We start from the raw sequence: 13259 nt of genomic DNA on the forward strand, positions 1-13259 counted from the left end.
CCTACCAGGCGGTCTTGCGGTGCAGCTCCCACATCATCATGATCGTCGACGGATCCATGGCCCGCTCCGCGCCCGAGACGTCCCGGCTTGCCGCCACGTACTGCCGGCCCTGCCACAGCGGCAGCAGCCGCGCGTCGTCCACCAGGATCCGCTGGGCCTCCTCGAACTCCTTCTCCACGTTCGCGCGGTCGCTCTCGCGGCGCGACCGGGGCAGCAGATCGCCGGTGATCTCGGGCGCCGGGTAGGGCGTTCCGAGGGCGTTCTGCTCGCCGACGAACGGCGCGATGAAGTTCTCGGCGTCCGGGAAGTCGGGGAACCAGCCACGCCCGAACACCGGGTACTCGCCCTTCTGGTAGCCCTCGACGTACGTCTTCCAGGGGCGGCTCTTCAGGGTGATCGAGAACAGGCCCGAGTCATCGAGCTGGCGCTTCAGCTCCTTGAACTCCGCGGCCGTCTCGGAGCCGTAGCGGTCGCTGGTGTACCAGAGGGTGAGCGGGACCCGCCGGTTGATGCCCGCGCCGGTGAGGATCTTGCGGGCCTTGGCGACGTCCGGGTCGCCGTAGTCGTCGAAGAAGCCCGTCGTGTGACCGGTGAGGCCCTTGGGGACCATGGAGTACAGCGGGTCGACGGTGTCCTTGTAGACCTTGTGGGCGATCGCCGCCCGGTCGACGACCTGGGCGATGGACTGGCGCACGGCCTTGCGGTTGGCCCAGGAGTCCTTCGGGTTGAACACCAGGTAGTTGATGTCGGTGCCGGTGCCCTCGACGAGCTGGATCTCCTCCTCCGTGGAGGACTTGCTCTGGAGGTCGACCACGTCACCGGCGCCCAGGCCGCGGTAGGTGACGTCGATCTGCTCGTCCCGCAGGGCCTTGACCATGGCGCCGGAGTCCTGGAAGTAGCGGATGGTCACCGCGTTGTTCCGGCGCTCCGCGTAGCCCTTGTAGCTGTCGTTGCGGACGAGGACGGCTTCCTTGCCCTCGTCGTAGGAGTCGAGGGCGTACGGCCCGGAGCCGACGACGTCGCTGCCCTTGCGCAGGGAGTTCTCCGGGTAGGCCGCCGGGGAGACGATCGACATGGCCGGGGTGGCGAGCACGAACGGGAAGGTGGCGTCGGGCTTGTTGAGGTGGAAGATCACCTCGCGCTCGTTCGGCGCCTGGACCCGCTCCAGGCTGCCGAGCAGACCGGCCGGGCCGCCGTTGACGTTGATCTTGCGGATCCGGTCGAACGAGTACTTCACGGCCCGGGCATCGAGCGCGTCTCCGTTGGAGAACTTCAGGCCCTCGCGCAGCTCGCAGCGGTACACCTGGTTCGAGGAGTCGCTGAAGCCGCAGCTCTCGGCGGCGTCCGGCTGGGGCTCGCTCGCGCCGGTCGGATAGCTCAGGAGCGTCTGGTAAATGTTGCGGAACAGCTCCCAGGAGCTGTCCCAGGAGGCGGCAGGGTCGAGCGTGCTGGGGGCACTGGTGGTGCCCACGACGATCGGCCCTTCGTCCTCCGGAGTGTCGGACGACAACACGCCGCACCCGGCGACCAGGGACGATATGGACGCGATGGCCGCCACCCGCCGCAGGCATCGGTTCCGGTTGAACACGCGCACGCTCCTCGATCTGCCATACCAAGGGTCGGCAGACCATACCGCAGTGCCGTGCCCGCTGCCCCGCCCCGGGACATGACCTCTTGATCGATAAACCTGTGACTACGTTGTCATCGGCTTTGCGGCACCTTTACGCCGATGCGGGCGCCGCCTGTCCCCAGGGGCGCCCGTGCCGGGCCGTGCCGTCGCCGAGGTCAGCCCGTGCCGGCGTTGAGGAAGATGCCGCCGTCCACGACGAGCGTCTGGCCGGTGACCCAGTCGGACTGCCCGGAGGTGAGGAACGCCGCCGCGCCGCCGATGTCGGAGGGCACACCGAGCCGGCCGAGCGGGTAGGCCGCGGCGGCCTCCTCCTCCCGGCCCTCGTACAGGGCGGTGGCGAACTTGGTCTTCACGACGGCCGGGGCGATCGCGTTGACCCGCACCTTGGGCGCGAACTCGTGCGCCAGCTGCACGGTCAGGTTGATCATCGCCGCCTTGCTGACACCGTACGCGCCGATGAACGGCGAGGGCGAGAGGCCGGCGACGGAGGCGATGTTGACGATCGCGCCGCCGTTGTCCTTCTGCCAGGCGTGCCAGGTCCGCTGGGCGAAGCCCAGTGCCGAGACGACGTTGGTCTCGAAGACCTTGCGGGCGACGTTCAGGTCCAGATCGGCGATCGGGCCGAACACCGGGTTCGTGCCGGCGTTGTTGACCAGGTAGTCGACGCGGCCGAAGGCCTCCATCGTGCGCTCGACGGCGGCGGCCTGGTGGGCCTCGTCGTGCGCCTTGCCCACCGCGTAGATCACGCGGTCCGAGCCGAGCTTCTCGACGGCCTCCTTGAGGGCGTCCTCGGTGCGGCCGGTGATGCACACGCGGTCGCCGCGCGCGACGAGCGCCTCGGCGACGCCGTAGCCGATGCCGCGGCTGGCGCCCGTGACGAGCGCGACCTTGCCGGAGAGTTCAGTCATGTCCGTGAGCTCCTGTGATCCCTAGTCGAGCGGTCCGCCGGCCACGTACAGCACCTGGCCGGAGACGAACCCGGCCGCCTCGCCGGTGAAGAAGGCGATGGCGTTGGCGATGTCCTCGGGCTCACCGACGCGCGCCACCGGGATCTGGGTGGCGGCGGCGGCCTTGAAGTCCTCGAAGCCCATGCCGACGCGGTCGGCGGTGGCCTTGGTCATCTCGGTGGCGATGAAGCCGGGGGCGACGGAGTTGGCGGTGACGCCGAACTTGCCGAGCTCCTTGGCGAGGGTCTTGGTGAAGCCCTGGAGGCCTGCCTTGGCGGCCGAGTAGTTGACCTGCCCGCGGTTGCCCAGCGCCGAGGACGACGACAGGTTGACGATCCGGCCGAAGCCCGCGTCCACCATGTGCTTCTGGCAGGCCTTGGACATCAGGAAGGCGCCACGCAGGTGCACGTTCATGACGGTGTCCCAGTCGGAGACGCTCATCTTGAACAGCAGGTTGTCGCGCAGCACGCCGGCGTTGTTGACCAGGATCGTCGGCGCGCCGAGCTCCGCGGCGATCCGCGCGACGGCCGCCTCGACCTGCGCCTCGTCCGAGACGTCGCAGCCGACCGCGATGGCCTTGCCGCCGGCGGCGGTGATCTTCTCGACGGTGTCCTTGCAGGCCGCCTCGTCGAGGTCGAGCACGGCGACCGCGCGGCCCTCGGCTGCCAGCCGTACGGCGGTGGCGGCGCCGATCCCGCGCGCGGCACCGGTGACGACGGCGACCCGCTGCTCAGTGGTGGACATGGCTGCTTCTCCTCAGGTGAGCGACCGCTTAGTACCTTCAGTGGGTGTGACGCTAGAAGCCCTGGCACGCGGTGTCAACGGGCACGCTCGGCATGTGATCCATTACCCGTGCCCACTCTGCCCGGCGGCGCCCTCCCGGACACCCGATCGGCCCACGGCGGCGCGCCGCCGTGCCTCTCGGCGCCTAGCGTCGGAGCCCGAGCCACTCGTGGCCGGAAGGGAGGCACTCCATGCGCCGTCGTACCGGTGCCATAGGCACGCTGTTCGCGATCGCCGCGATCGTGCCGTTGGCCGACCCCGCTCATGCCCGGCAGGACCTGGACTGCCGCGACTTCTCGTTCCAGGAGGACGCGCAGGCCGTCTTCGACGCGGATCCCAGTGATCCCAACAGACTCGACGAGGACCAGGGCCCGGACGACGGCATCGCGTGTGAGGCCTTGGCCCGCCGCGGGGTCATCTCCCCCACCACCTCGCCCAGTCCCTCCGTTCCCGTCACCGCCACTCCCACCGTCGTCCCGACCCGAGGCGCGCGAGGCGGGCTCGGGGGTGCGGTGACCTCGGGGCCGAGCGACTGGGACCTCGCCATCGGCCTGACCTTCGCGGCGGGTGCCGCCGTCGCCGCCGGTTACGCGGTGAAGCGCCGCCGACGCTGACGTCCGGGGGCGTCCGTCATCTCACCAGCAGGTCCAGCAGACGCTCGGTCTCCGCCGCCGGGTCGGTGGTCAGGCCGGTGTGCACGGGGCCGGGCTGGACGATCGTCGAGCGCGGGGCGACCAGCCAGCGGAAGCGGCGGCCGGGGGTGTCGTCCGCCGCCTGGCCGGCCGCGGGGCCGCCCGCGCACATGCCCTCCACGGCGCGCAGCGCCGCGCGGACGCCGGCCACGTCGGCCCGGGGGTCGAGGGCCAGCAGGCGGGCCTCGTCGAGGTGGGTGCGGGCGCCGATGTAGGACTCGGCGCGGCAGTAGACGAGCACCCCGGCGTTGATGCACTCGCCGCGCTCGACGCGCGGGACGACGCGCAGGACGGCGTACTCGTAGATCTGGCGGTCGCGCGGCCCGCCCTTGATGATGTGCCGGTCGCTCACGTGATCCCCTGGATGCGGTCGTGGATGACGGCAGCCCGTGCGAGCAGCGGCCGCGCGTAGGCCCGCCTCAGGTCGTCCGGCGTGTCGAAGCCGGGCTCGCCCGTCAGCCAGGCGTCCGGGATCTGCGCGGTGACGTCGGCGAGCAGGTCCTCGGTGACCCGGGGCGCCAACTCGGCCGCGGCGGCGGCGACATCGGGCGCGAAGGGCGCCAGGACATGGTCGGCGGCGTCGTAGGGGCGGGCCGCGGAGGCCTGCGCGCCGGGCCAGTTGTGGTGCCAGATCATCGTCGCCCCGTGGTCGACGAGCCACAACTCGCCTTGCCACATCAGGAGGTTGGGGTTGCGCCAGGACCGGTCGACGTTGTTGACCAGCGCGTCGAACCAGACGATCCGCCCGGCCTCCCCGGGACCGACCGGGAAGGCGAGCGGGTCGAAGCCGAGCGCGCCGGAGAGGAAGTCCATGCCGAGGTTGGTGCCGCCGCTGGACCTGAGCAGGCTCTGCACCTCCTGGTCGGGTTCGCCGAGCCCCAGTTCCGCGTCGAGCTCGACCGTGACCAGGCGTGGCACGCGCAGCCCCAGCCGGCGGGCGAGTTCCCCGCAGACCACCTCGGCGACGAGCGTCTTGCGCCCCTGCCCGGCGCCGGTGAACTTCAGGACGTACGTGCCGAAGTCGTCGGCCTCGACGAGCCCCGGCAGCGAACCGCCCTCACGCAGCGGCGTGATGTAGCGGGTCGCGGTGACCTCTTTCAGCATGTCCCTTGCTTTCGGCCTCCGGCATGAAGTGAGCATAGTAACCGAGGGTGATCGCGGACGAGGAGTGCCCGCAGTTGCTTTTGACGGCGTCAGGAGGAGGCGCGCCGGAAGTCGGCCGGAACGACCACAACGGGCACATGGGCGTGGAGCTGTTCGTACAGGCCGCCGTCGTTCCGATCAGGGCAGGAGAGACTCCAGGGGCACCTGTGGGTCGGTGAGCGTGTCCACGTCGACTGGCCGGGCGGTGCGGACGAGGGCTTGGAGCTGGTCGTTGACGTCCCAGATGTTGACGTTCATGGCTGCGCGTACCCGGTTGCCGGCGAGCCAGAAGGCGATGAACGCGCGTCCGGCCACATCACCGCGGAAGACGACCTGGTCGTAACCGCCCGGCTCGACGTACCCCGCGTACTCCATGCCCAGGTCGTACTGGTCGGTGAAGAAGTACGGCACCCTGTCGTACACCGCGTCGTGCCGGCCGAGCATGGCTCTGGCCGCGGTCTGCGGCTGGTGCAGCGCGTTGGCCCAGTGCTCGACGCGGATGTGCTTGCCCAGCAGCGGGTGGAAAGCGTTGGCGACGTCACCGGCGGCGTAGATGTCCGGGTAGGAGGTACGCAGCCGTTCGTCGACGCGGATGCCGTCGTCGACCTCCAGGCCCGCCTCCCGCGCCAGCCCGGTGTTCGGCGTGATGCCGACCCCGACGATGACGACATCGGCGTCGACGCGGGTGCCGTCGGACAGCCGCACCCCGTCCGCCGCGCCGCCGCTGCCAATGATCTCGGTGACCCGCACACCGAACCGCAGATCCACGCCGTGGCCGCGGTGCAGGTCCGCGAAGACCTGAGCCACCTCGCGGCCGAGGACCCGCAGCAGCGGCAACTCGGCCCTCTCCAGCACGGTGACCTCCACACCGGCCGCGCGGGCGGCGGCAGCGGTCTCCAGACCGATCCATCCCGCACCGATGACCACGGCCCGTGTGGCGGACCGGAACGCTCGCTTGATCCGGTCGCTGTCCTCGACCCGCCGCAGGTACAGCACGCGCTCCAGGTCCGCACCCGGGACAGGCAGGCGGCGCGGGGAGGATCCGGTGGTCAGCAGCAGCTTGCCGTAGCCGACCCGGTTGCCGTCGGCGAGTGTCACCTCGCGCGCGGCCGGTTCGATGGCGGTGACTGCCGTGCCGAGCCGCATGTCCACGTTGTGTTCGGCGTACCACCGCGGCCGGTGGACGTAGATCTGCTCCCGCCCGTCCTTGTCCATCAGGTAGCCCTTGGACAGCGGCGGCCGCTCGTAGGGCCGTTCGCTCTCGTCCCCGATCAGGACCAGCGGTCCGTCGAAGCCTTCCTCGCGCAGGGCCTGAGCGGCCTTGGCCCCGGCCAGGGAAGCTCCGACGATCACACACGCGTCGTTCGCGGACATCGTCAGCTCCCCTCCCCGGCCGCGGGCCGGCGCCGCAGCGTTGCGGCGAGCTGCTCGGAGAGCTGTTCCCAACTGGCGTCGAACTTCGACACCCCTTCGTCCTCCAGGGTCTGCACGAGGTCGTCGTAGTCCACGCCGACGGCCCGCAACCCGTCGAGAACCCGCTGAGCGTCGTCATAGTGGGTGCGGACCGAGTCGGCCGGTACTCGGCCGTGGTCGGCGACCGCGCGCAAGGTGGCCTCGGGCATGGTGTTGACCACGCCGGGTGCGACGAGCTCGGTCACGTAACGGGTGTCGGGGTAGGCGGGATCCTTGACGGAGGTCGAAGCCCACAGCGGACGCTGAGGGTGGGCCCCGGCCTTCTGAAGCGCATGCCAGCGGGGTGCGGAGAACACCCGCTCGTAGTGCTGGTAGGCCAGCCTTGCGTTGGCGATCGCCGCCCGGCCGCGCAGCTTGGCCGCCTGCGCCGTGCCGGTCTTGTCCAGACGGGTGTCTGCCTCGGCGTCGACACGCGAGACGAAGAACGAAGCCACCGAGCCGATCCCGGACAGCTCCCGGCCCGCCTCGCGGGCCCGTTCCAACCCGTCGAGGAAGGCGGTCATGACCTCGTCGTAGCGGGTGAGGGAGAAGATCAGCGTGACGTTGATGCTGATGCCCTCGGCCAGGCACGCGGTGATCGCCGGCAGGCCCTGGCGGGCGGCCGGGATCTTCACGAACAGGTTGGGCCGGTCGACCAGCCACCACAGCGCCCGTGCCTCCGCGATCGTCGCCGCGGTGTCGTGCGCGAGCCGGGGGTCGACCTCGATGGAGACCCGGCCGTCGACGCCGTCCGTCGCGTCGTAGACCGGGCGCAGCACGTCGCAGGCCCACCGGACGTCGGTCGTGGTCAGCGCCCGCAGTGCCTCAGGGACCCCGACTCCGCGGGCCGTCAGGTCATGGATCTGTGCGTCGTACGCCTCGCCGCCCGTGATGGCCTTGGCGAAGATCGTGGGATTGGTGGTCACCCCCACCACCCGGTCCCGCGCGACCAGGTCCGCCAGACTCCCGGACACCAGCCGCTCCCGGCTGAGATCGTCCAGCCAGATCGACACTCCGGCATCGCTCAATGTGTTCAAGGGATTCATGACGCTGCCCGCTCCTCCCGCGCGCCCGGCGGAGTGAACAGCTCGAGGCTTCTCGCTGCTCGCCCGCGGCCCGCACCAGAGCTTGCCTGTCGCTCCATCGTCGCCGGACGGCCGGCAGCCCGCAATCCGCACCCAGCGACGGGCCGGCGGTCCTGGTCTTCGTCCGGGAAGCGGTCCGGCGAAAGCCCTCACCGCGCCGCCCTGTGGAGTTCCGCCGGCCACCGCCAGAACCGCCTGCACGGGCACCGCCCCGAAACTCGAACACGCTGATCGGCCCGCGTTGGCGCTCCTGTACACCGAGGGAGAAGCTGGAAAGGCGTAGCACGGACCAACTGGCCTGGAGGTGCCATGTACAGCAAGATCACCGTCACCGGCCATCCCGTTCACCCGATGCTCGTCGGCTTCCCCATCGCCGGCTACACCGGCACGCTGGTGGGCTTCGCCGTCTACGCGGCCAATGGGCAGCAGTTCTGGCTCAACCTGGCCATCGCCCTCAACATCGCCGGGGTCGGCACGGCACTGCTGGCAGCCCTGCCCGGCATCGCCGATCTGGCGCTCGGCATCCCCCGCCGGTCGGCGGCCAGGACCGTCGGAATCGCCCACGGCGGTCTCAATGTCGCTGCGCTGGGCCTCTTCGGCGCGAGCCTCGCCGTGTACGCCACGCATTGGGATGGCCCGGCGACCGGCGCCACTCCGGGACTCGCACTGTCTTCGGCCGGACTGGCCTGCACGCTCGGGGCCGGCTTCCTGGGCTGGACGCTGGTCCAGGACTACCACGTCGGCATCCGGCTCACGCCCCTCCAGGAAAGCGATGAACAGGCGGTGCAGAGCGCCGAACTGATCCACCTGCATCGCGGCTCCCACGTGGCGTGAACGGCGTGGCCAGGCCCTGAGAAGGGCGCCTTCGGGTGACACCTTCGCCGCCGTGCTCGCCGTGCGGGGGACGATGCTGACGCTGCTCGCGGGTGGCGCACTCGGCGGTCCGCCGGTCCTCGACGTGCGTGAGATCCCGCACGGCCGGCGGCACCTGCGGATCTTCGCACGCTACGGTCGCCTGAGCCCCGGCGAGGGGTTCCTGGTCAACAACCACGGCCCCAAGCCCCTGCGCCGCGAGTTCGAGGCCACCCGAACGGGCACCCACACCTGCGACTACCTCGAATCCCGCCGGGAGACCTGGCGGGTACGGATCGGAAAGGCGACCGTCGATGCCTGACACCCCAGCTCCCGGTACCCCCGGGGCGATCGACCCGCACGTTGCCGTGCCCTCCCCCGGGTCAGCTCCCGCGCCGGCACCGCGCCTGCTGTGCGACATCCATGCTCTCGCCCGGGCCGATCCGGCATCGGCGGGTGCCGTGTGGAAGCTCACCGAGTCCGGCCGTCAGCTCGACGCCAACCTCGTCCACCTGCCGGCTCACCAGTGCGTCGAGACCCACGCCGAGCCCGATCTCGACGTGCTCCTGCTCGTCGTCGCCGGGCAGGGCATCCTCGGCAGCAACGACCGGAACGAACCTCTCACAGGTGGCGTGCTGTTCTGGCTTCCCCACGGCTCGACCCGCCGCATCACCGCAGGTGCGGACGGCCTGTCCTATCTCACCGTTCACCGCCGACGCCCCGGCATGCAGATCCGGTCCCGCTCCGCCGCGGACAGCTGATCACCGGCGCGTCTCCGCCGCCCGACTCGCAGGTCCGCAGTCTCCGGTCAGGTGTCGGTCAGCCATTCACCCGACAGCGAACCGACAGCCCCGCTTTACCCACGCCGTTCCGCGCACCCGGCAGGATTTCGGCACTGTCTGAACAGCCGGTCCCCAGGGGCCGTACCTCTCGGCAGATCACGAATCCCCGGAAGGAACGTCAGCATGACCAGCGAATCAGTTCAGCCGAAGTCGGGACCGAGCCGCCGCGCCGTCGTGGCGGCGGTGGGCGCGGCAGGGCTCACCGTGGGGCTGACGGCGTGCGGATCGGAGGACAAGGCGTCCGATGCGTCCACCGAACAGGGCGCCGCCACCGGCGGCGGCGCGACGAACGAGGGAGCCGGCGGCGCGGCGCTCGCCAAGACCACCGACATCCCCGAGGGCAGCGGCAAGATCTTCAAGGACGAGAAGGTCGTGGTCTCGCAGCCGACGGCGGGCGACTACAAGGCCTTCTCGACGATCTGCACCCACCGTGACTGCCCGATGGTGGACCTCAAGGACGACATCATCTCCTGCACCTGCCACGGCAGTCGGTTCTCCGTCCTCGACGGGAGCGTGAAGAAGGGGCCCGCGGTCGAACCGCTGGAGGCCAAGCAGATCAGCGTGAACGGCGACTCCATCACGCTCGCTTGAGTCCCCGCGGGGCCTCCAGACACGCCAGCACCTCGTCCGTGGTCGCGACCGTGGCGACCAACGCGAGAGTGTGGCGGATCATCGCGGGGGTGTACTCGGACGGAACTCCCGCGATGGCGTCCGCCGGGACGACGGCGGTGTAGCCGCGGTTCACGGCGTCGAACACGGCGTTGGGGACGGCCACGTTGGCCGAGACCCCGGTGACGATCAGCGTGCGGCAGCCGAGGTTGCGCAGCAGCGGGTCGACATCGGTGCCCTGGAGGGGCGACAGCCCGTGCAGGCGCCGTACGACGAGGTCCTCCTCGGCGACCTCGATCGGGGCCGCGACCCGCACCGCCGGCGTGCCCGACACCTGCTGCACGGGCAGGCGTTCGGCGGCACGGAACAGGCGGGCGTTGCGGCTGGCCCCGCGGCCGTCGGGGCGGCGCTCGGCGATGGCGTGCACGACCTGGACACCGCTCTCGTGGGCGGCGGCCACCAGTCGGGCGACGTTGGCGAGCACCCCGCCGGCGCGTGCCTGCTCGGCGAGTTCGGGCAGCGCGCTGTCCGCTCCGACGACGCCCTCCTGGCACTCGACGGTGAGCAGCACGGTGGTCCGCGGATCGAGGAGTTCGCTGAGCTCTGCGTACGCGGGCACGGTTCCCCCTGGGCGCCGGCGGCTGGGCGCGCGAGCGTAGCCACCATTGCGCACCAACGGAAGAGAATCCATTCTTTTCTGACGTGATGTCAGAGGATCACCTCTGACACGACGTGAGAGAAGAAGGAAAGAGGGGGAGCATGACCGTCACTCAGCAGCGCCGGGGCCGGAAGATCATGATGACGCCTGGCGAGCTGGACGATTTCCTCACCACGCAGCGCACCTGCCGGGTCGCCACGGTGTCGGCCGACGGCGCCCCGCACGTGAGCACCCTGTGGTTCGCCTGGGACGGCACCTCGATGTGGCTGTACTCGGTCGTGCGCAGCAAACGGTGGACCGACCTGCGGCGCGATCCGCGGGTGGCGATCGTGGTCGACACCGGCGAGGAGTACGACGAGCTGCGCGGTGTCGAGCTGTCGGGCACCGTCGAGTTCGTGGGTGAGATCCCGCGCACCGGCGAGCTGCGCGCCGAACTCGACGTCCCGGAGATGTTGTTCGCCCGGAAGAACTTCCGCCTGGAGGAGATGCCGCACGACGGCCGGCACGCCTGGATACGTCTGACGCCGCAGAAGATCGTCTCCTGGGACTTCCGCAAGCTGGCGCCGCAGTAGAGCGGCGGCGCGGGCTCAGCCGAGGCTCTCCCCCGCCTCCTGGAGGGCCTTCACCGCGGCCCGGATCGACGGGCGGCGGTCGGCGTCCGCGCGCCAGACCACGTACACATGCCGCCGGACCCGCTGTCTGACGGGGACGGTCACGACTCCGGCGGGCACGGGACGGCGGCCGAGCAGCGGGGCGACGCACACACCGAGGCCGGCGGCGACCAGCGCGAGCTGGGTGTGGGTCTCGGCGGCGCGGTGGCCGACGAGCGGCTCGATGCCCTTCGAGCGGAGCGTGAACATCAGCCACTCGTGGCAGAACTCCCCCTGGCCCCAGGTGATCCACTCGTCGTCGGCGAACTCGGCGAGGTCCACCTCGTCCCGGCCGGCGAGCCGGTGGTCCGCGGGCATGGCGACATCGGCGGGGTCGTCCATGATCGACGCCTTGACCAGGCCGTCGGGCAGCGTCATCGGCTTGTTGTACCAGTCGAGCACCACGGCGAGGTCGAGGTCGCCGCGCACCACTCCGGCGATGCCTGCCTCCGGTTCCAGCTCGCAGGAGCGCAGCCGGAGCGCGGGATGCCGCTCGCGCAGCGCGGGCAGCGCGAGCGGGAACAGGCCGCGGGCGGCCGTCGGGAACGCCGAGAGTCTCAGCTCGCCGACCACCTGTCCGCGCTGCGCCTCCAGGTCGGACTGGGCGAGTTCGACCTGGGACAGGATGCGCGCGGCGTGCTCGGCGAGCAGCCGGCCCGCGTCGGTGAGGCGCACGCCCCGGCCGTTCTTGGCGAGGAGCCGCTGGCCGACCTCCCGCTCCAGCTTGGACATCTGCTGGGAGACGGCGGACGTCGTGATGTGCAGCCCCTCGGCCGCGCCGCTGACCGAGCCGTGCCGGGCGAGGGCGTCGAGGGTGCGCAGGCGCTCCAGGTTCAACATGTAAGCAATGCTACGCAATATCGGGTGCGAAACCTCGATTGTGCTACGAGGTGCTGCCCGGCATCGTGTCTTCCATGAGCACCGTCACCACCCCCGGCCGGGTCGCCACCCCTTCGGGCGACCGCCCCCGTCGCCGCCTCGACTGGCGTCTGCGCTTCACCGCGCTGTCCTTGATCTGGGGCTTCAGCTTCCTTCTCATCAAGGTGGGCACCGAGGGGTACGCGCCGTTCCAGGTCACGCTCGGCCGGCTGGTGTTCGGTACGGCGGTGCTGGCCGCCGCGATGGCGGTGCGCCGGGAGCGACTGCCGCGCGGGGCGCGCACGTGGGGGCATCTGGCGGTCGCCGCGTTCCTGCTCAACGCCCTGCCGTTCTCGCTGTTCGCGTACGCCGAGCTGACCATCCCGTCCACGCTCGCGGGCATCTGCAACGCGACCTCGCCGCTGTGGGGCATGGCACTGTCGCTGGTCGCCCTGTCGGAGGACCGCCCGACCCGGGTGCGGGTCGCCGGGCTCGGGCTCGGCTTCCTGGGAGTACTCACGGTGCTGGGCGCCTGGCAGGGCTTCCACGACCTGGACGCCACCGGCACGGCACTGGCCCTGCTGGCCTCCCTCAGCTACCCGATCGGCTGGATCTACGTCCGCCGCACCCTGGCCGGCACCAGCAACTCGCACCTGTCGATGACGGGCGCGCAGTTGCTGCTCGCGACGGTCCAACTGGCCGTCGTCACGCGGCTGTTCACAACGCTGCCCACCCACCTGTCCGTCGGACCGCTGCTGGCTATCGCCGCCCTGGGCGCACTGGGCACGGGCCTCGCCGTCCTCCTCCAGTACGGCCTGGTCGCCGAGGTCGGACCGACGACCGCCCAGATGGTCACGTACTTCATCCCGGTCATCGCCACGGCCGCGGGCGTCGCCCTCCTCGGCGAGTCGCTCACCTGGTCGACACCGGTCGGGGCGGTCATCGTCCTGACCGGCGCGGCCCTTACACAGGTACGACCGAAGCCTCGGGGGTGAGGTCCGGGTGGGGCGAAGCCAGAGGTCGAGGCGGGACCTCGGGCGTGGAGGCCTGGGCGGGAC

At 70.8% G+C, this 13259-nt stretch carries 16 protein-coding genes; 7 read left to right on the top strand and 9 right to left on the bottom strand.

Features of this window, described 5'->3' with window-relative positions; all coding sequences use genetic code 11:
• Nucleotide 1: 1 nt before the first annotated feature.
• From QF034_RS05985 to fabG, 3 genes are all read right to left on the bottom strand, one after another.
• Entirely contained in the window at nucleotides 2-1588 is a 1587-nt protein-coding gene (locus QF034_RS05985) for an ABC transporter substrate-binding protein (RefSeq protein WP_307173952.1), read from the bottom strand.
• A 197-nt stretch (nucleotides 1589-1785) separates the two neighbouring features.
• Nucleotides 1786-2538, bottom strand: a complete 753-nt coding sequence (locus QF034_RS05990; protein ID WP_307173953.1) for an SDR family oxidoreductase — start codon at nucleotides 2536-2538, stop codon at nucleotides 1786-1788.
• 21 nt (nucleotides 2539-2559) lie between these two features.
• Nucleotides 2560-3321 (bottom strand): 3-oxoacyl-ACP reductase FabG, encoded by a 762-nt coding sequence (gene fabG / locus QF034_RS05995; protein ID WP_307173954.1) that lies wholly within the window; start codon nucleotides 3319-3321, stop codon nucleotides 2560-2562.
• A 230-nt stretch (nucleotides 3322-3551) separates the two neighbouring features.
• On the opposite strand from fabG, the gene QF034_RS06000 reads away from it, so the two are divergent.
• The gene (locus tag QF034_RS06000; protein ID WP_307173955.1) at nucleotides 3552-3974 is read left to right on the top strand and encodes an excalibur calcium-binding protein; all 423 of its coding nucleotides are present in this window, start codon (nucleotides 3552-3554) and stop codon (nucleotides 3972-3974) included.
• 16 nt (nucleotides 3975-3990) lie between these two features.
• Here QF034_RS06000 and QF034_RS06005 read toward each other — a convergent pair whose 3' ends face one another.
• The 4 genes from QF034_RS06005 to tal all read right to left on the bottom strand — a co-directional run bounded on the left by QF034_RS06005 (nucleotide 3991) and on the right by tal (nucleotide 7693).
• Nucleotides 3991-4404, bottom strand: a complete 414-nt coding sequence (locus tag QF034_RS06005) for a DUF3037 domain-containing protein (protein ID WP_307173956.1) — start codon at nucleotides 4402-4404, stop codon at nucleotides 3991-3993.
• Entirely contained in the window at nucleotides 4401-5156 is a 756-nt protein-coding gene (locus tag QF034_RS06010; RefSeq protein WP_307173957.1) for a HipA family kinase, read from the bottom strand. Before QF034_RS06010 ends, QF034_RS06005 begins: the two co-directional genes overlap by 4 nt.
• 177 nt (nucleotides 5157-5333) lie before the next feature.
• Nucleotides 5334-6569, bottom strand: coding sequence for an NAD(P)/FAD-dependent oxidoreductase (locus QF034_RS06015; protein ID WP_307173958.1), 1236 nt, complete (start codon nucleotides 6567-6569; stop codon nucleotides 5334-5336).
• Nucleotides 6570-6571: 2 nt separating this feature from the next.
• A complete protein-coding gene (tal, locus tag QF034_RS06020; RefSeq protein WP_307173959.1) occupies nucleotides 6572-7693 on the bottom strand; it encodes a transaldolase in 1122 nt (373 codons plus the stop codon).
• A 348-nt stretch (nucleotides 7694-8041) separates the two neighbouring features.
• Here tal and QF034_RS06025 point away from each other — a divergent pair, with 348 nt between their 5' ends.
• The 4 genes from QF034_RS06025 to QF034_RS06040 all read left to right on the top strand — a co-directional run bounded on the left by QF034_RS06025 (nucleotide 8042) and on the right by QF034_RS06040 (nucleotide 10017).
• On the top strand, nucleotides 8042-8566 hold the full coding sequence (locus QF034_RS06025; protein WP_307173960.1) for a DUF2231 domain-containing protein: 525 nt from the start codon (nucleotides 8042-8044) through the stop codon (nucleotides 8564-8566).
• Between the two features lie 52 nt (nucleotides 8567-8618).
• A complete protein-coding gene (locus tag QF034_RS06030) occupies nucleotides 8619-8906 on the top strand; it encodes a DUF2249 domain-containing protein (protein ID WP_307173961.1) in 288 nt (95 codons plus the stop codon).
• Complete coding sequence (locus QF034_RS06035; RefSeq protein ID WP_307173962.1) at nucleotides 8899-9345, top strand: hypothetical protein; 447 nt, start codon at nucleotides 8899-8901, stop codon at nucleotides 9343-9345. The genes QF034_RS06030 and QF034_RS06035 overlap by 8 nt, the downstream gene beginning before the upstream one ends.
• Nucleotides 9346-9549: 204 nt before the next feature.
• Complete coding sequence (locus QF034_RS06040) at nucleotides 9550-10017, top strand: Rieske (2Fe-2S) protein (protein WP_307173963.1); 468 nt, start codon at nucleotides 9550-9552, stop codon at nucleotides 10015-10017.
• Here the strand turns inward: QF034_RS06040 and QF034_RS06045 are convergent.
• On the bottom strand, nucleotides 10004-10654 hold the full coding sequence (locus tag QF034_RS06045; RefSeq protein ID WP_307173964.1) for a cysteine hydrolase family protein: 651 nt from the start codon (nucleotides 10652-10654) through the stop codon (nucleotides 10004-10006). The genes QF034_RS06040 and QF034_RS06045 overlap by 14 nt on opposite strands.
• 140 nt (nucleotides 10655-10794) lie before the next feature.
• Between QF034_RS06045 and QF034_RS06050 the strand changes: the two genes are divergently transcribed.
• Nucleotides 10795-11265 (top strand): pyridoxamine 5'-phosphate oxidase family protein, encoded by a 471-nt coding sequence (locus QF034_RS06050; protein ID WP_086561598.1) that lies wholly within the window; start codon nucleotides 10795-10797, stop codon nucleotides 11263-11265.
• 15 nt (nucleotides 11266-11280) lie between these two features.
• On the opposite strand, the gene QF034_RS06055 is transcribed toward QF034_RS06050, so the two are convergent.
• Nucleotides 11281-12183 carry a LysR family transcriptional regulator gene (locus QF034_RS06055; protein ID WP_307173965.1) on the bottom strand — a complete coding sequence of 301 codons (903 nt, stop codon included), beginning with the start codon at nucleotides 12181-12183 and terminating at the stop codon, nucleotides 11281-11283.
• A gap of 74 nt (nucleotides 12184-12257) precedes the next feature.
• Between QF034_RS06055 and QF034_RS06060 the strand changes: the two genes are divergently transcribed.
• Entirely contained in the window at nucleotides 12258-13196 is a 939-nt protein-coding gene (locus QF034_RS06060) for a DMT family transporter (protein WP_307173966.1), read from the top strand.
• Nucleotides 13197-13259 lie beyond the last annotated feature (63 nt).

It is taken from the genome of Streptomyces africanus, assembly GCF_030816955.1.
Classification (GTDB): domain Bacteria; phylum Actinomycetota; class Actinomycetes; order Streptomycetales; family Streptomycetaceae; genus Streptomyces; species Streptomyces africanus.